Annotated in this window: 12 protein-coding genes; all 12 read right to left on the reverse strand. The window is 65.7% G+C overall.

What is annotated here, in order from left to right; all coding sequences use genetic code 11:
• Window positions 1–4: 4 nt before the first annotated feature.
• The 12 genes from recA to gltB all read right to left on the reverse strand — a co-directional run bounded on the left by recA (window position 5) and on the right by gltB (window position 16,800).
• Window positions 5–1,093, reverse strand: a complete 1,089-nt coding sequence (gene recA, locus DEBA_RS05695; protein ID WP_013257963.1) for a recombinase RecA — start codon at window positions 1,091–1,093, stop codon at window positions 5–7.
• A 22-nt stretch (window positions 1,094–1,115) separates the two neighbouring features.
• Window positions 1,116–1,670 carry an RNA 2',3'-cyclic phosphodiesterase gene (gene thpR, locus DEBA_RS05700; protein ID WP_187288596.1) on the reverse strand — a complete coding sequence of 185 codons (555 nt, stop codon included), beginning with the start codon at window positions 1,668–1,670 and terminating at the stop codon, window positions 1,116–1,118.
• The gene (locus DEBA_RS05705) at window positions 1,660–2,910 is read right to left on the reverse strand and encodes a CinA family nicotinamide mononucleotide deamidase-related protein (protein ID WP_013257965.1); all 1,251 of its coding nucleotides are present in this window, start codon (window positions 2,908–2,910) and stop codon (window positions 1,660–1,662) included. Before DEBA_RS05705 ends, thpR begins: the two co-directional genes overlap by 11 nt.
• 124 nt (window positions 2,911–3,034) lie before the next feature.
• Window positions 3,035–3,454, reverse strand: coding sequence for a DUF1178 family protein (locus DEBA_RS05710; RefSeq protein ID WP_013257966.1), 420 nt, complete (start codon window positions 3,452–3,454; stop codon window positions 3,035–3,037).
• Window positions 3,455–3,478: 24 nt separating this feature from the next.
• Window positions 3,479–4,309 carry a tRNA (adenine-N1)-methyltransferase gene (locus DEBA_RS05715; protein WP_013257967.1) on the reverse strand — a complete coding sequence of 277 codons (831 nt, stop codon included), beginning with the start codon at window positions 4,307–4,309 and terminating at the stop codon, window positions 3,479–3,481.
• A gap of 183 nt (window positions 4,310–4,492) precedes the next feature.
• On the reverse strand, window positions 4,493–5,824 hold the full coding sequence (locus DEBA_RS05720) for a glutamine synthetase family protein (protein WP_013257968.1): 1,332 nt from the start codon (window positions 5,822–5,824) through the stop codon (window positions 4,493–4,495).
• 418 nt (window positions 5,825–6,242) lie between these two features.
• Window positions 6,243–6,584 carry a P-II family nitrogen regulator gene (locus tag DEBA_RS05725; protein WP_013257969.1) on the reverse strand — a complete coding sequence of 114 codons (342 nt, stop codon included), beginning with the start codon at window positions 6,582–6,584 and terminating at the stop codon, window positions 6,243–6,245.
• Window positions 6,585–6,599: 15 nt separating this feature from the next.
• Window positions 6,600–7,937 (reverse strand): ammonium transporter, encoded by a 1,338-nt coding sequence (locus tag DEBA_RS05730; protein ID WP_013257970.1) that lies wholly within the window; start codon window positions 7,935–7,937, stop codon window positions 6,600–6,602.
• A 65-nt stretch (window positions 7,938–8,002) separates the two neighbouring features.
• Window positions 8,003–8,779, reverse strand: coding sequence for a TorF family putative porin (locus DEBA_RS16870; RefSeq protein ID WP_013257971.1), 777 nt, complete (start codon window positions 8,777–8,779; stop codon window positions 8,003–8,005).
• A 234-nt stretch (window positions 8,780–9,013) separates the two neighbouring features.
• A complete protein-coding gene (gene nifA / locus DEBA_RS05740) occupies window positions 9,014–10,576 on the reverse strand; it encodes a nif-specific transcriptional activator NifA (protein ID WP_043815275.1) in 1,563 nt (520 codons plus the stop codon).
• 130 nt (window positions 10,577–10,706) lie between these two features.
• A complete protein-coding gene (locus tag DEBA_RS05745; RefSeq protein WP_013257973.1) occupies window positions 10,707–12,155 on the reverse strand; it encodes a glutamate synthase subunit beta in 1,449 nt (482 codons plus the stop codon).
• Between the two features lie 58 nt (window positions 12,156–12,213).
• Window positions 12,214–16,800 (reverse strand): glutamate synthase large subunit, encoded by a 4,587-nt coding sequence (gene gltB / locus DEBA_RS05750; protein WP_013257974.1) that lies wholly within the window; start codon window positions 16,798–16,800, stop codon window positions 12,214–12,216.
• Window positions 16,801–16,874 lie beyond the last annotated feature (74 nt).

Raw genomic sequence — 16,874 nt, forward strand, 5'->3', positions numbered from 1 at the left:
TTCCTCAGTCTTGACTGGCTGGCTGGGGCGCCGCGTTGGGCGCGGTGGTTTTGGTTTCACCGGCCTGGGCGGTCTCGGCGACCATGCCCACGCCGAGCTTGGCCCGCAGGCGCTTGTCGATATCGGCGGCCAAGTCGGGGTTTTCGCGCAGGTGGTTGCAGGCGTTTTCGCGGCCCTGGCCCAGGCGTTCGTCGCCGTAGGAGTACCACGCGCCGCTCTTGGTCACCACGTCGTGGTTGACGCCGATGTCGATCAGCTCGCCCAGGCGGTTGATGCCCATGCCGAAGATCACGTCGAACTCGGCCAGGCGGAAGGGCGGGGCGACCTTGTTCTTGACCACCTTGACCTTGACCCGGCGGCCGATTTCTTCCTCGCCGTCCTTGATCTTGCTGTTGGAGCGGATGTCCAGGCGCAACGAGGCGTAGAACTTGAGGGCGTTGCCGCCGGTGGTGGTCTCGGGGTTGCCGAACATCACGCCGATCTTCATGCGGATCTGATTGATGAAGATCACGGCGGTGTTGCTTTTGGAGATGACGCTGGTGAGCTTGCGCATGGCCTGGCTCATCAGGCGGGCCTGCAGACCCACGTGGCTGTCGCCCATCTCGCCTTCCAACTCGGCCCGGGGCACCAGGGCGGCCACCGAGTCGATCACCAGCACGTCGACCGCGCCGCTGCGCACCAGAATCTCGGCGATGTCCAGGGCCTGCTCGCCGGTGTCGGGCTGGCTGACCAGCAGGTCGTCGACATTGACGCCCAGGCGGCGGGCGTAGGAGATGTCCAGGGCGTGCTCGGCGTCGATGAAGGCGGCCACGCCGCCCAGCTTTTGCGCCTCGGCGATCACGTGCAGGGCCAGGGTGGTCTTGCCCGAGGACTCCGGGCCGTAGATCTCGGTGACCCGGCCGCGGGGCACGCCACCCACGCCGGTGGCCAGATCCAGGCCCAGCGAGCCGGTGGAGATGGCCTGGACGTCGCGCAGGGCTTCGCCCGAGCCCAAGCGCATGATGGCCCCTCGGCCGAAACTGCGCTCGATCTGCTTCAGGGCGGCGTCCATGGCCTTTTCCCTGGTTTGGACTTCGGTTTCCTTGGCGGCCATGGCCATCTCCCGCCCCCGTGCCTCAGGCCAGGGGATATTCGTCGATCGGTTTATGAATGGCGCCTCGCGGCGTCAGCGTGCTTTGCACCAGCCGCGCGGCGCGGGCCTGGAAGGCCGGGCCGGACAGCTCGGCCAACGCGCCCACGGCCAGGGACAGGGCCTCCTGGGCCGAGCCGCGCCCTTGGCGCACGCGGCCGATGGTCAGATGCGGCGTGAAGGGGCGTTTTTCGCGGGGCAGGCCCGTGGCCTGGGCCAGGGCTTGATCGACCCGGCCAGCCAAGGCGGCCAAGCGCTGGGCCTGGCCGTCAATCCCCAACCATACCACGTTTGGCCGCCGCGGGCTCGGGAAGACGCCGCAGCCGCCCACGCGCAGCTCCAGCGGCCCAAAGCCGGCCGTGGCCCCGGCCAGGGCCCGGCGGACATCGCCCAGCAGGGCTTGATCCACCTCGCCCATGAATTTGAGCGTCACGTGCATGGTCGCCGCGTCGAGCCACTTCACGTCAGCCCCCGCGCCGCGCAGCCGGTCGATCACCGCCCTGGCGTGGTCCTTGACCGCCGCCGGCAGCTCAAGCGCCACGAACAAACGCATCGTCAGCCAGATAGCGCCGCAGCCAGTCCAAGGCGTTTTCGGCGGCCTGGGCCTTGATCATGGCCCGTCCGCCCCGGAACAGATAGCCTTGGGAACGCACGCCCTGGCTGTCGGCCAGGCCGAAAAACACCGTGCCCACGGGTTTTTCGTCGCTGCCGCCGCCGGGGCCGGCAATGCCGGTCACCGCCAGGCCCAGGTCGGCCGCCGCGCGCTGGCGGGCGCCCTGGGCCATCTCGGCGGCGCATTGGGCGCTGACCGCGCCGTGGCGCTCCAGCGAGTCGGCCGTTACGCCCAGCAACTCTTGCTTGGCCTGGTTGGAGTAGACGATCAGGCCTCGGTCGAAGTAGTCGGAAGAGCCCGGCCGCGAGGTCAGGCGGTGGCCGATCAGCCCGCCCGTGCACGATTCGGCCACGGCCAGGCGCAGGCCTCTGGCCCGCAGGACTCGGCCCACGGCCTCTTCCAGGCCGTCATCGCCGCCGACGACATGGTCGCCCAGCAACTGGCGGGCGCGGCCCTCCAACCCGTCCAGGGCGTCTTCCATGGTCGGCCGGTCCTGACCGAGGACGCTGAGTTGCACCTGCACCTCGGGAAAGACCGGATAAAAGCCCACCGACGCGCCCGCCACGCCCTGGGCCAGGCCTTCCAGGCGCAGGCCCACCTCGGCCTCCTCCAGGCCGAAGACGCGCAGCTTGCGGCTGAGCACCGCCGCGTCGTGGCCAAAACGGCCCAACAGCGCCGGCAAGACGCTTTCATCGATGAGCCGGCGCATCTCGCGGGGCACGCCCGGCAGAAAGAACACCGGCCGGCCGTCGGGGCCGCTAAGCTTGAAGCCGGCGCAGGTGGCGCACAGAATCTCGGCGCCATCGGGCAGCCAGGCCATCTTGCGCGTCTCGGCGCGCAGCTCCAGGCCCATGGCCTGAAAGCAGCGGCGCAGGTTGGCCACCATGCGCTGGCTTTCAGTCAGGGCCAGGCCGAAGACCTCGGCGGCGGTGCGGGCGGTGATGTCGTCGTCGGTGGCCCCCAGGCCGCCGCAGCAGATGACGAAATCGGCCCGCCCCAGGGCCTGGCGCAGGGCGAAGGCGATGTCTTGGGCGTTGTCGCCGACGATGACCACCGCGCCCACGGTCAGGCCCAGGGGATGCAGCCGGCTCATGGCGTAGCGGGCGTTGCCCTCGCCGACTCGGCCGCTGATCAACTCGTCGCCTATGCAGATTATTTCGCCGCGCATGGTTGGCCCCGCAGTAGGTCGCGCAATCGCTCACAAACCGTCGCCCGAGGCGGTTGTTACTGTAATGACAGCAGATTGCAGGCTAGCAGCAGTGGACCGATTTGTCAACGATATGCGTCTGGCCCTAATCCTCGCCGTCGTCGGCGGCCGGCGGCGCGGGCGCGCCCACCTTGAAAAAGCTGACGCCTTCCTTGTGCAGCAGGTCTTCTTCCTGGGCCGAGGAAAATCCACGTATGTTGCGCGGTTCGGCCGCGCCATAATGAATTTTCAGGGCCTCCTTGGCGAAGTTCGGCCCCACGTCGTCGAAATTCTCGGCCAGATAGCGTTGCAGGGCCAGGCCCAGCACGCGGGCGGCCTCCTCGTTGGAAGGCTCGCCGTGGGCGCGGCTGAGGCCGAACCTGGAAGGCACCCGGCGCACCTGGGCGTCGCCGCAGACAGGACAGAGGATCAAGCCTCGCTCCCGTTGGCTTTCCAGATCTTCCAGGCTGTCGAACCAGCCTTCAAAGCCGTGGCCGGCGCTGCATTCCAGATCGAAGACGATCATCGGCCCCTCCCTAGGCCAAGGATATCACGCCTCGGGCTCCTGCCGCCAGTCACCCCGCCAGCGCCGCCGGCAGCAGACCACGAAACCGGTGTGGGCCTTCATCTCGTGGGCCGGCCGCACCGAGGGCTTGCGCACGTGCCAATAGCGTTGCAGCGTCTCGTAGCACACGGGCAGGCAGAAGTAAGGATCTTCGAACACGGCCTCCATCAGGTTGGCCATCTGGGGCACGGTGGGCACCCAGGCCGTCCAGACGCCACCGGGGCGCAGGGCCTGGCGGGCGGCCAGAACCATCTCCCAGGGCTCGGGCACGTCGGTGAACAGGCGGTCCCAGGCCTGTTGGGCGAAACCTTCCTGGGCCGGGTCGGCCAAAATCGGCTCCCAACGCTCCAGGGCGGCCTGGCCCAGATAGGCGGCGATGTTTTTGCCGGTGCGGTTGAGGTGATCCTGGCGGATATCGTAGCTGACCAGGCGGCCCTCGGGGCCCAGGGCGCGCAGCAGGGTCATGGTCAGGGCCCCGTGGCCGGCGCCCACCTCCAGCACGCGCAGGCCCGGGGCCACGTCGCCCCAGACCAGCAGCATGCCCAGATCCTTGGGGTAGATCACCTGGGCCTCGCGGGGCATGTTCATGATGATCTGCTCCATGGTCGGGCGCATGACCAGGTAGCGATGCTTGTTGACCGGGATCAACTGACCCTCGCGCAGTTGGCAGAGCATCTCGCAGGACAGCTCCTCGCCGTGAAAGCGCACGGTCTCCTCGGGGGGAGGCACGATGAGCAGGCCGGCGCGGTCGCGTTCGTCGATGAGGACGAGCACCTCGCCGGGCGCGAAAGGTGGTTGGTCGTGGTCGATGATCATGACTGCTCCCCGGCGGCGCGGGGCCGCGAATGTGTTGGCGCGAACAAGTGAATGAATTAACCAGATTTGGCCGGCCGGCGCAAAGGGTTTTTGCGCCAAACGCCGGCAAAAGCCAACCCGGCGCGGGGCCAAAAAAAGCCGGGAGGCCCGAAGGCCCCCCGGCGCGGGGTCCGGAAGCACAACCTAGAGGATAGGCAGGTAGCGCTCCAGCTCGAAGTCGGTGACGTGCAGGCGGAAGGCGTCCCACTCGGCCTTCTTGTTCTCGATGAATTTCTCGAAGACGTGGTCGCCCAGGACTTCCTTGACGAAGGCGCTCTTTTCGGTGATGGCGATGGCCTCGCCCAGGGTCGAGGGCAGGGAGGTGATGCCGTGTTCGGCCAGCTCCTTCTTGCTCATCTCGAAGATGTCCTCTTCCACCGGCTCGGGCAGGACGTAATTTTCCTCGATGCCCTTGAGGCCGGCGGCCAGTTGCACCGCGAACGACAGGTAGGGGTTGCAGGCAGGGTCGGGGCAGCGCAGCTCGCAGCGGGTGGCCATTTCCTTGCCGGGCTTGTACATCGGCACGCGCACCAGCGCCGAACGGTTGCGGCGGGCCCAGGCCACGTAGACCGGGGCCTCGTAGCCGGGCACCAGGCGCTTGTAGCTGTTGATCCACTGGGCGATGATCGAGCAGAACTCGGGGGCGTGCTTGAGCAGGCCGGCGATATAGGATTTGCCGGCGGCCGACAGGTTGTACTTGTCGGAGCCATCGAAGAACACGTTGCGGCCGTCTTTGAACAGCGACTGGTGGGTGTGCATGCCCGAGCCGTTTTCGCCGAAGATCGGTTTGGGCATGAAGGAGGCGTAGTAGCCGTGCTTCATGGCGATCTCCTTGACGGTCAGGCGATAGGTCATGGCCGCGTCGGCCATCTTGAGCGACTCTTGATAGCGCAGGTCGATCTCGTGCTGGCTGGGGGCGACCTCGTGGTGGCTGTACTCGACCTTGATGCCCATGCTTTCCAGGGCGAAAATGGTGTCGCGGCGCAGGTCGCTGGCCACGTCCAGGGGGGTCAGGTCAAAGTAGCCGCCGCGGTCGAGCACTTCGGTGCCCTCGGAGTTCTTGAAGTAGAAGAACTCCAACTCGGGGCCGACGTACATGGTGTAGCCCTTGTCGGCGGCCTTTTTGAGCTGGCGCTTGAGCACGTAGCGAGGATCGCCCACGTAGGGGGTCAGGTCGGGGTTGAGCACGTCGGTGAACATGCGGGCCACCGCGCCCTTGTCGGCCGGACGCCAGGGCAGGATGGCGAAGGTGTTGGGGTCGGGCATGGCCACCATGTCCGATTCGTCGATGCGGGCGAAGCCCTGGATCGACGAGCCGTCAAAGCCCATGCCTTCTTCCATGGCCAGTTCCAACTCGGCCGGCGAGATGGCGAAACTCTTGAGCATGCCCAGAATGTCGGTGAACCACAGGCGGATGAACTTGACGTTGTTGTCGCGCACCGCTTTGAGTACTTGTTCTTTATTCATGTCGGACATTGGTTGGATTCCTCCTTGGGTTGTTCAATTCAAGTGACGGCGTCCGGTTGCCGCGCCGCTAGGGGCGCACTCGTGGGACGCCTCGCGCTTACCTGCCTTGTCGGGTGTCTTGCAAAGCGCGGGCCAATAGTTTCGTTATGGATAACTCATTGTGAGGGCTTGGTATATCAAAAAGCAACCCCCGGCGTGACCTCCGACCGCATTACCGATTTGTAGGAACGCGCCCGACATTCCTACACCCCCGTAGTCCGCGGCCAGCCCGGCGGCGCGAAAAACCGTGGCCCATCTGGCGCTGATGGCCAACCCGCCAGACCGGAACGAGGCCGGCGGCGGATGGCGGGGCAAAGGCCGGGCGGCCGGCCTTAATCGGCCAACCGCCCGGTTGTTTGGGGTTTATCTGAAACGGTCCCGCCTATTATCAGCCCATAGCAGGAGGACCGGCCTCGCCCGTTCTGATGCGCATGCTTTCCTCGACGGGCAGCACGAACAGCACCCCGTCGCCAATTTGCCCGGTGCGCGCGCCCTTGACGATGGCCGCCTTGGCCGCCTCGACGAAGTTGTCGTTGACGCCGATCTCCAGGCGCACCTTCTTGATCAGGTTCACTTCCTGTTCGACGCCGCGGTAGGTCTCGCTGAAGCCCCGCTGACGGCCCGAACCCACCACGTTGGTCACCGACATGTTGAAGATCTGCGCCTCGTAAAGGGCCTGCTTGACGTCGTTGAGCCTTTCGGGCTTGATGTAGGCTATTATCAGCTTCATGACTAGCCTCCTTACCTACCTGGTAGTGAAAATCTGGAAGTCTGAATAAGCTTCCATGCCGTGTTCTTCAATATCCAGGCCGCGCAGTTCTTCTTCGAGGGAGACACGGAGCCCGACCGTACTCTTGATGATAGCAAAGACAATGGCCATGCTGATCATGGCGAAAGCCCCCACGGCGATGACGCCGGTGGCCTGCACGCCAAGCTGGGTGAAACCGCCGCCGTGCAGCAGGCCGTCATTGGCCAGGCCCAGGGCCTTCTGGCCCCAGACGCCCACGGCCAGCGTGCCGAAAGCGCCGTTGAAGGCGTGCACGGGGATGGCGCCCACCGGGTCGTCGATGTGCAGCTTGTCCAGGAGCATCACGCCCATGACCACCAGCATGCCGGCCAGGATGCCGATGACGATGCTGGCCCCGGGCGAGACCACCGCGCAAGGGGCGGTGATGGCCACCAGGCCGGCCAGCGCGCCGTTCATGCACATGGTCAGATCGGGCTTGCCATACATCATCCACACCGTGCACATGGCCGCCAGCGCGCCGGCGGCGGCCGAGAGGTTGGTGTTGACGGTGATCAAAGAAATGGCCCCGGCGTTGGAGGCGCCGCTGGCGGCCAACTGCGAGCCGGGGTTGAAGCCGAACCAGCCGAACCACAGGATGAACACGCCAAGCGCCGCCAGCGGCACGCTATGGCCGGCCAGCACGCGGCTCTTGCCGTCGGCGGTGTACTTGCCGTAGCGGGGGCCCAGGAACATGGTGCCCACCAGGGCGATCCAGCCGCCGGTGCTGTGGACGATGGTCGAGCCGGCAAAGTCGAAAAAGCCCATCTGCGACAACCAGCCACCGCCCCAGGTCCAGTGGCCGATGATGGGGTAAACCAAGGTGGTGATCACCGCCGTCGACAAAATGTAGGAAGTGAACTTGGTGCGCTCGGCCATGCCGCCGCTGACGATGGTGGCCGCCGTGCCGCAGAACACCGCCTGGAAGAACCAGGAGGCCAGCAGGGGCAGGTTGCCGTCGCTCATGCCCTCCAGGGCGAAGCCGCTCAGGCCGATGAACGAGTTGCCCTCGCCGAACATGAAGCCATAGCCCACCAGGAAGAACAGGATGCTGGCCAGGGCAAAGTCCATGAAGTTCTTGGCCAGGATGTTGACCGCGTTCTTGGCCCTGGTCAGGCCCGTCTCGACCATGGCGAAGCCGGGCTGCATGAAAAATACCAGGAATGCGGCCAAGAGAACCCACATGGTGTCCATGTCGTTGACCGCCGGCGGCGCGCTCTCCTCGGCCATGACCGCGCCGGGCAGCAGCAGCCCCAAGGTCAAAAGCTTCATCGTGTTCTTGGTGATACGCCTTAGCATCTCAGCCGCTCCTTTTCTGCGAACCCGGCCCGCGCCGGGGCCGGGTTTCGCGTGATGCTCCCCGCCTAGAAGGAAACCGACAGGGATATGCCGTAGAAGAAGTTGTTTTCCTCGGTGTAGATGGCCTTGCCCGCGTCACGGATCTCGCTGTCGACCAGGGAGGTGTAGGTGATCATGGGCTTGACGGTGAAGTACTTGCAGAAGCTGATGGGCAGCGAGGCGTAGATCGACCAGTCGGAGAAGTGGGACTCGTCCACGCCGAAGTAGCCGTTGTTATACTCGCTGTTGCCCCAGCCGATGCTGGCGCCGATGGCCGCGGCCCACGAGACCTTGCTGACGACCTCGGGCAGGTCCAGCGAGTAGTCCAGGGCGCCGCGGAAGTAGAACGAGCCGGCCAGTTCGTCCACGTCGTAGTAACAGGTCAGGCTGGGGGTGACGATCCAGTTGTAGGCCACGCCCACGTAAAGTTCGGTGGTGTCGTTGCCGCCGTTGGGGAAGGTGTAGACGATGGCGCCCACCGGGATGGATAAATCGCCCACCGGGATGGTGTAGTTGAGGGTGATGTCGATCTCGTCGACCTCGTGCTGACGGCCGTTGACGTCGGTGAATTCGTAGTCGCCCCAGACGTTGAGGCTGAAGTTGCCCACGCCCACCGTGGCCGAAGGCTGCAGCACCGGGTCGTCGACCAGGAGCATGCCGCGCCAGACGTACTTGCTGTTGAAGGTGGCGTCAAAGGTCGCCGTCACTTCCGGGCCGCTTTCCTCGGCCACGGCCAAACCAGCCCCCGCCGCCGAAACCAACAGCGCCAGGGCCAGCATCATCGCACAAACCAGCTTCTTCATTTTCTCTCTCCTCGCATTTGGCAAATAATCTCGCTTCCAACTTTGGACGGCTTGCGTGCCGCGGCCGTCCACCCTTGGCGCATATGCATGGCAACAGTTGTGCCAAGTGGCCGCGCGAAGGTCGACCATCGCAAAAAGTGCGTTAATACGTGATGTTGGCAAAAAGAAGGCCGCCTGGTCGAAAACCTGGCGGCCGTGGAAAGGCTACAAAAATGTAAGAACTTGTGTGGTGGCCTACGGAGTGGTGCGGAATCTCCGGGGGTCGATGCCGAAGCGCTCGACGCGCAGGCCCATGATTCGCTCGGTGACGCCCAGGGTCCGCGCCGCCTTGGCCTTGTTGCCCCGCGAATTCTTCAACGCCTCGATGATCAGCTCGCGCTCCAGGTTGTCCAGCGATTCTTGCAACGAGCCCTTGAGCACCGTCCCGCTGGCCTCGGCCGTCTGCAGGGTCGGCGGCAGATGGTGGCCGTGGACCACGTCGTCGGTGCTGAGGATCACCGCCCGCTCGATGCAGTTTTCCAGCTCGCGCACGTTGCCGGGCCAGTGATAGCTCATGAGCATGTCGATGGCCGGGGTGGAGATGCGCTTGATGTCCTTGCCCGCCGCCCGGCTGAATTTTTCGACAAAATGGTTGGCCAGCAGCAAAATGTCGCTGCCCCGCTCGCACAGCGGCGGCAGGTGGATGGGAAAGACGTTCAGGCGATAGTATAGATCTTGGCGGAACTGGCCATGGGCCGCCAGGTCTTCCAGATCGCGGTTGGTGGCGGTGAGGATGCGCACGTCGACCTTGATCGTCTGGTTGCCGCCCACGCGCTCGAATTCTTTTTCCTGCAACACGCGCAGCAGCTTGACCTGCACCGTCGGCGAAAGGTCGCCCACCTCGTCCAAAAAGATCGTGCCGCCGTCGGCCAGCTCGAAGCGGCCCTTGCGCTGTTGCAACGCGCCGGTGAAGGCGCCTTTTTCGTGGCCGAACAGCTCGCTTTCGATGACCGTCTCGGGCAGGGCCGCGCAGTTGACGCGGATGAAGGGCCGCTGGCCGCGCAGGCTGTTGAAGTGGATGGCGTGGGCCACCAGCTCCTTGCCCGTGCCGCTCTCGCCGCGGATGAGCACCGTCGCGTCGCTCATGGAGACCTGGCCGATGAGGTCGTAGACGTCCTGCATCACCTTGGAGTTGCCGATGATGTTGGCCGGGTGGAAGCGGTCCTTGAGCTTGTCTTGCAGGCGCTTGTTTTCCTCGAGCAGGCGCTCGCGCTCCTCCATGGATTTGCGGCGCAGCGTCACCGCCTGGGCCACCATCGAAGAGATCACGCCCAGCAGGCGGACCTCTTCCTCCAGGCTGTCCTCGTCGGCGTAGAGCCGATCGACGCTCAGCGCGCCGATGACCTCCTGGCCGATCTTGACCGGCACGCAGATGAAGGAGATGTCGCGGCGGTCCAGGCCGCTACGCGCGCCGGTGCGGTCGAGGAACTCGGGCTCCTCGCTGATATCCTTGACGATCATCGGCCGGCCGGTCTGCACCACCTTGCCGGTGATGCCCTCGCCCAACTGATAGCGGCCGCGCTGGCGCTGTTTGGCGCTGAGGCCGTGGGCGGCCTCGATCATCAGTTCGCCGGTCTCGCGGTTGAGCAAGGTGATGGTGCCGCGCAGCATGTCCATTTGCTCGGACATCAGCTCCAGCACCGGCTGCATCACGTCGCGCAGGTCCAGGGACGTCTCCAGAAGCTGGCTGATCTTGAACAGCATTTGCAACTCTTGGACTTCCCTACGGATATTTTCAGGCGCGGCCTGTGTTTTCATGCCCGTCTTTCCAACCTTGCGTTTTCCGTTGAGCGGCAGAACCTTGGCTTTGGTCATGATTTTATTCTATGCGGCCGGCCGTGGCCAGTTTTTGCGACAAAAATGTAACCTCGGCCGACCGCCGCTAGGCCTAACGGCTCATCAAATCCGGGCAGGGCAGATTTGACGAGCCCATCAGGTAGGCGTCCACGAAATGGGCCATGCGCCGGCCGGCCGACAGGGCCCAGACCACCAACGACTGACCGGTGTTGGCGTCGCCGGCGGCGAAGACCCCCGGCGTGGAGGTGGCCATGGCCGCGTCGGTTTGCACGTTGCCCCTGGCGTCGAGCTTCAGGCCCATCTGGTCCAGCAGGCCCATTTTTCGCGGATGGACAAAGCCCATGGCCAGCAAGACCAGGTCGGCCTCCATCTCGAACTGGCTGCCCTCCACCAACTGACAGGAACGCGCCCCCGGCGCCCACGCCACCTCGTGGCCGCGCAGGCCCGTCAGCACCCCTTCGCGGCCCAAAAACTCGCTGGTCTCCACGCACCAGCGGCGTTCGCCGCCCTCCTCGTGGGAGGTGCTGTTGCGCAGCATCAGCGGCCACTGGGGCCAGGGCGTGGAGGCGTCGCGGCAGGCCGGCGGCCGGGGCATGATCTCGAACTGATGCACGCTGAGCGCCCCCTGGCGCAGGGCCGTGCCCAGGCAGTCGGCTCCGGTGTCGCCGCCGCCGATTATCACCACGTGCTTGTCCCTGGCCGTGATCTCCGGGCCGTCGATGGCCAGACCCGCGTTGCGATAATTTTGCTGGACAAGGTAGTCCATGGCAAAGTGCACCCCGGCCAGTTCGCGGCCGGGCACGGGCAGATCGCGGGGCACGCTGGCGCCGATGCAGATGCACACCGCGTCGTAGCGCTTCATCAGATAGGCCGGCGAGACGTCCACGCCCACGTTGACGCCCGCCTCGAAGATCACGCCCTCGGCCTTCATCTGCTCCAGGCGGCGGTCGATGATGCACTTGTCCAGCTTGTAGTCGGGGATGCCAAAGCGCAGAATGCCGCCCAGGCGCGGCGCTTTTTCAAAAAGCGCCACCGCGTGGCCGGCCCGGCGCAGTTGCTGGGCGGCGGCCATGCCCGCTGGGCCCGAACCCACCACGGCCACGGATTTGCCACTTTCGCGCCGGGGCGGTTGGGGCTTGATCCAGCCCTCCGACCAGCCGCGCTCGACGATGGAATATTCGTTTTGCCGCACCGTCACCGCCTGGCTGTTCAAGCCCAGGGTGCAGGCGGCCTCGCACAGGGCCGGGCAGAGCCGGCCGGTGAACTCGGGGAAGTTGTTGGTGCTGTGCAACAGCTCGCAGGCCTCTTTCCAGTGGCCGCGAAAGATCAGGTCGTTCCACTCGGGGATCAGGTTGCCCAGCGGGCAGCCAAAGGAGTGGCAGAACGGCACGCCGCAATCCATGCAGCGGCTGGCCTGTTGGCGCAGCTCGTCCTCGGCCAGGGGCAGATAAAACTCGCAGAAATGCCCCAGGCGTTGGTTGATGCCTTGCTTGTCGAAATTCTTGCGCTTGGTCTCGATGAATGCGTCCGGCTTTCCCATTTACGCCACCTGTTCGCCTTTGTCCTTGTCGCGCCGCCTTTTGCCTGGGCGCGGCCGGTTAGCCCAAATGCACCTGTTCGGCCTGCGTGCGCCGCGAGGCCATGTCCTCCTCGGCCATCTGCTTGAGCGCCCGGCGGTATTCCATGGGCATCACGCGCACGAACAGCGGAAGCACGCCGTCCCAGTTCTCAAGCATCCATTTGGCCTTGGGGCTGCCGGTGTATTTCAGGTGGTTTTCGATCAACTGGCGCAGCAGGGCGATGTCGGCCCGCTCGGCCAGGGGTTCGATGTCGATCATGTCCAGGTTGCAACGCAGGTCGAAATCCTGGTCCGGGTCGTAGACATAGGCGATGCCGCCGCTCATGCCGGCGGCGAAGTTGACGCCCGTGCGGCCCAGGACAACCACGCGGCCGCCGGTCATGTACTCGCAGCCGTGGTCGCCCACGCCCTCGACCACGGCCATGGCTCCGCTGTTGCGGATGGCGAAGCGCTCGCCGGCCAGGCCGGCGAAGTAGACCTCGCCGGCGGTGGCTCCATAGAGGGCCACGTTGCCGACGATGACGTTTTTGGCCCAATCAAAAGCGGCCCCGCGCGGCGGCCGCACGACGATCTTGGCCCCGCTGAGGCCCTTGCCCACGTAGTCGTTGGTGTCGCCATCGACGATCACCGTCAGGCCCTTGGCCCCGAAGGCGGCCAGGCTCTGGCCGGCCGAACCGCGCATGTTCAAGACGATGTAGTCCTCGGGCAGGCCCTCGGCGCCGTGGCGCTTGCTGATCTCGTAGCTGAGCATGGTGCAGGCGGTGCGGTTCAGGTTGCCGATGGGCAGATCCAACTGCACGGGCTGCTTTTTCTCCAGGGCCGGCAGGCACTGGGCGATAAGCTGGCGGTCGAGGATCTTGTCGATGGCGTGGTCTTGCTCTTGCACCTTGCGCACGGCGTGGATCTTGGACTCGGGCGGCACGCTGAAGATGGCCCCGAAGTCGAGCTTGCGCGCCTTCCAGTGGCCGACGCCGTCGCGCATCCTCAGCAGGTCGGCCCGGCCGATCATCTCGTCGACGCTACGCAGGCCCAGGCTGGCCATGATCCGGCGCATCTCCTCGGCCATGAAGTAGAAGTAGTTGACCAGATATTCCGGCTTGCCCGTGAAGCGCTTGCGCAGGCGCGGATCCTGGGTGGCCACGCCCACCGGGCAGGTGTTGCTGTGGCACTTGCGCATCATCACGCAGCCCAAAACGATCAGCGCGGCCGTGCCGAAGCCGTATTCCTCGGCCCCCAACAGGGCGGCGATGGCCAGGTCGCGGCCGGTGCGCATGGTGCCGTCGGTCTGCACCACGATGCGCCCGCGCAGGTCGTTTTTGACCAGCACCTGGTGGGTCTCGGCCAGGCCCAACTCCCAGGGCAGGCCGGCGTGCTTGACGCTGGACAGCGGGCTGGCCCCGGTGCCGCCGTCGCCGCCGGAGATCAGCACCGCGTCGGCGTGACCCTTGGCCACGCCGGCGGCGATGGTGCCCACGCCCACCTCGCTGACCAGCTTGACGTTGATGCGGGCCAGGGGGTTGGCGTTTTTCAGGTCGAAGATGAGCTGGGCCAGGTCTTCGATGGAATAGATGTCGTGGTGGGGCGGCGGCGAGATGAGGCTGACGCCCGGGGTGGAGTTGCGGACGCTGGCGATCTCGACGTTGACCTTGTGGCCGGGCAACTGACCGCCCTCGCCGGGCTTGGCCCCCTGGGCCATCTTGATCTGGATCTCGGTGCAGTTGGCCAGGTATTCGCTGGTCACGCCGAAGCGGCCCGAGGCCACCTGCTTGGTCTGGCTGCACAGGCTGTCGCCGTTGGGCAGGGGCAGGTAGCGCTTGCGGTCCTCGCCGCCCTCGCCGCTGTTGCTGCGGCTGCCCAGGCGGTTCATGGCGATGGCCATGGCCTCGTGGGCCTCGCGGCTGATGGAGCCGAAGCTCATGGCCCCGGTGACGAAGCGCTTGACGATCTGACTGGCCGGCTCGACCGTATCGATGTCCACGGGCGTGGCCGGGGCGAAGTCGAACAGGCTGCGCAGGGTGGTCAGCTCCTCGTCGCGCTGGTTGATCAGCCTGGCGAACTTTTCGTAGGCCTCGGGGTCGTTTTCGCGGGCGGCCTGCTGCAAGAAGCGGATGGTGTCGGGCGTCCAGGCGTGGCGCTCGCCGTCGCGGCGCAGGGCGTAGCGGCCGCCGCTGTCCAAAACCGGCGCGTCGTAGATGGCGTTGTTGAAGCCGTGCTCGTGGCGGGCGATGGCCTCCAGAGCCAGGTCTTCGATCTCCAGCCCGCCGATGCGCGAGGGCGTGGCCGTGAAGTACTTCTCGACCAGATTGCGCGAAAGCCCCAGCGCCTCGAAGATCTGCGCCCCGCGATAGGAGCGCATGGTGCTGATGCCCATCTTGGAGAGCACCTTGAGCAGGCCCTTCTTGGTGGCCAGGATGTAGTTCTCCACCGCATCCTGGATGGACATGTCCGGCGGGAAATCGCCGCTTTCGAGCATTTCGGCGATGGTTTCGAAGGCCAGGTAGGGGTTGACCGCCGTGGCGCCATAACCCAAAATCAGCGCGAAATGCATCACTTCGCGAGGCTCTCCCGATTCGACGATGAACGACACGCTGGTGCGCAGGCCCTGGGCCACCAGGTGCTGGTTGACCGCCGAGGTGGCCAGTAGGCTGGGGATGGGCACGCGGTCGTGGCAAACGGCGCGGTCGCTGAGGATCAACACCGCGCAACCGCCGCGCACGGCCTCCTCGGCCTGGTGGCGCAGGCGCTCCAGGGCCGCGTCCACGCCGGAGGCGCCCTTGTTGAGGTCGAAGGTGATGTCCAGGGTCACGCTCTGGAATTCGCTCTGGCCGTGGGCGCGGATGTTGGCCATGTCCTCGTTGGTGAGGATGGGCGAGGCCACCTTGAGCATGCGGGCGTGCTCGGGCGATTCGGCCAGCAGGTTGCCCTGGCGGCCGATGTAGGTGGTCAGGCTCATGACCAGCTCCTCGCGGATGGGGTCGATGGGCGGGTTGGTGACCTGGGCGAAGAGCTGCTTGAAATACTCGAACAGCAGCCGCGGCCGGTCGGAGAGCACGGCCAGGGGCGTGTCGTCGCCCATGGAGCCCACCGGCTCCTTGCCGTCGCGGACCATGGGACGCAAAATCACGTCCAGATCCTCGCGGGAGTAGCCAAAGGCCCGCTGGCGGGCCAGCAGGGTCTGCTTGTCGACGCTCACCGTGCCGTTGCCGTCGAACAGGCCGCGCAGCTCCACGCGGTTGGCCGTGACCCAGCGGCGATAGGGCTTGCGCCGGCAGATGTGGGCCTTGACCTCCTCGTCGCCCAGCAGGCGGCCCTGCTCGGTGTCGACCATGATCATCTTGCCGGGGCTGAGCCGACCCTTTTTGGCGACGTTGTCGGCGGCGATGTCCAGAACGCCCACCTCCGAGGCCATGACGATGAAGCCGTCGTTGCTGACGACGTAGCGCGCCGGGCGCAGGCCGTTGCGGTCGAGGGTGGCGCAGACCCGCACGCCGTCGGTGGCCACCAGGGCGGCCGGGCCGTCCCAGGGCTCCATGAACATGGCGTGGTATTCGTAAAAGGCCCGGCGGTCGTTGCCCATGTAGTATTTGACGCCCCAGGCCTCGGGGACCATCATCATCATGGCGTGGGGCAGGCTGCGGCCGGTGAGCACCAGAAGCTCGAGCATGTTGTCGAAACAGGCGCTGTCCGAGCCGCTTTCGATGATGATCGGCAGAATCTCGCGCAGATCCTGGCCCAGGGCCTCGTGGCTGAGGGTGCTGTAGCGGGCGCGCATGTTGTTGATGTTGCCGCGCAGGGTGTTGATCTCGCCGTTGTGGCCCAAAAAGCGAAACGGCTGGGCCAAGTCCCAGGTGGGGAAGGTGTTGGTGCTGTAGCGCTGGTGGACCACGGCCAGGGCGCTTTTCATGCTGGGGCTGGCCAGGTCGGGGTAGAACCTGGGCACCTGGTGGGCCAGCATCATGCCCTTGTAGCAGATGGTGCGGCTGCTGAGGGTGTTGATGTGGAACATGGCCACGCCATCGGCGCTGGAGGCCTTGACGCGCTTTTCCACCTTGCGGCGGATGACGAACAAGCGCAGCTCGAAGGCGTCCTGGCCCTCCTCGGGGCCGCTGATGAAGACCTGCTTGACGTCGGGACAGTTGGCCCGGGCCGTCTGGCCGACGGTGGAGCGGTCGTGGGGCACGTCGCGCCAGCCCAGAACCACGCAGTCTTTCTTGCGAGCCTCGTCCTCGAAGATCTCCATGCATTCGCGGCTGGCGAAGCGGTCGGTGGGCATGAAGACCATGCCCACGGCGTAGCGGCCCGCCGGCGGCAACTCGAAGCCCAGGCCGGCGTCGGGGCCGCGGAAAAATTCATCGGGCACCTGGAACAACAGACCCGCGCCGTCGCCGGTGTCGGGATCGCTACCCACCGCGCCGCGATGGGTCAGGTTGATCAGCACCGAGATGCCTTTGTCGATGATGTCGCGGGTTTTGGCGCCATTGATGTTGGCGACGAAACCGACGCCGCAGGCATCGTGCTCGAACGAGGGGTCGTAGAGCCCGGCCTTGGGCGGCAGTCCGCCACGCCGGGGTTGATGGCTATCGTCCTTGGGTTGTCCAGGCGTCATCGTGCTTGCAGTCCTTAGCGCTGACCGCCGCTGCCGGCGGCGTATTTGGTTGTGTTCCGGGGCGGTTGGCGCGC

The sequence above is a fragment of the Desulfarculus baarsii DSM 2075 genome, from assembly GCF_000143965.1.
In the GTDB taxonomy this organism is placed as follows: Bacteria; Desulfobacterota; Desulfarculia; order Desulfarculales; family Desulfarculaceae; genus Desulfarculus; species Desulfarculus baarsii.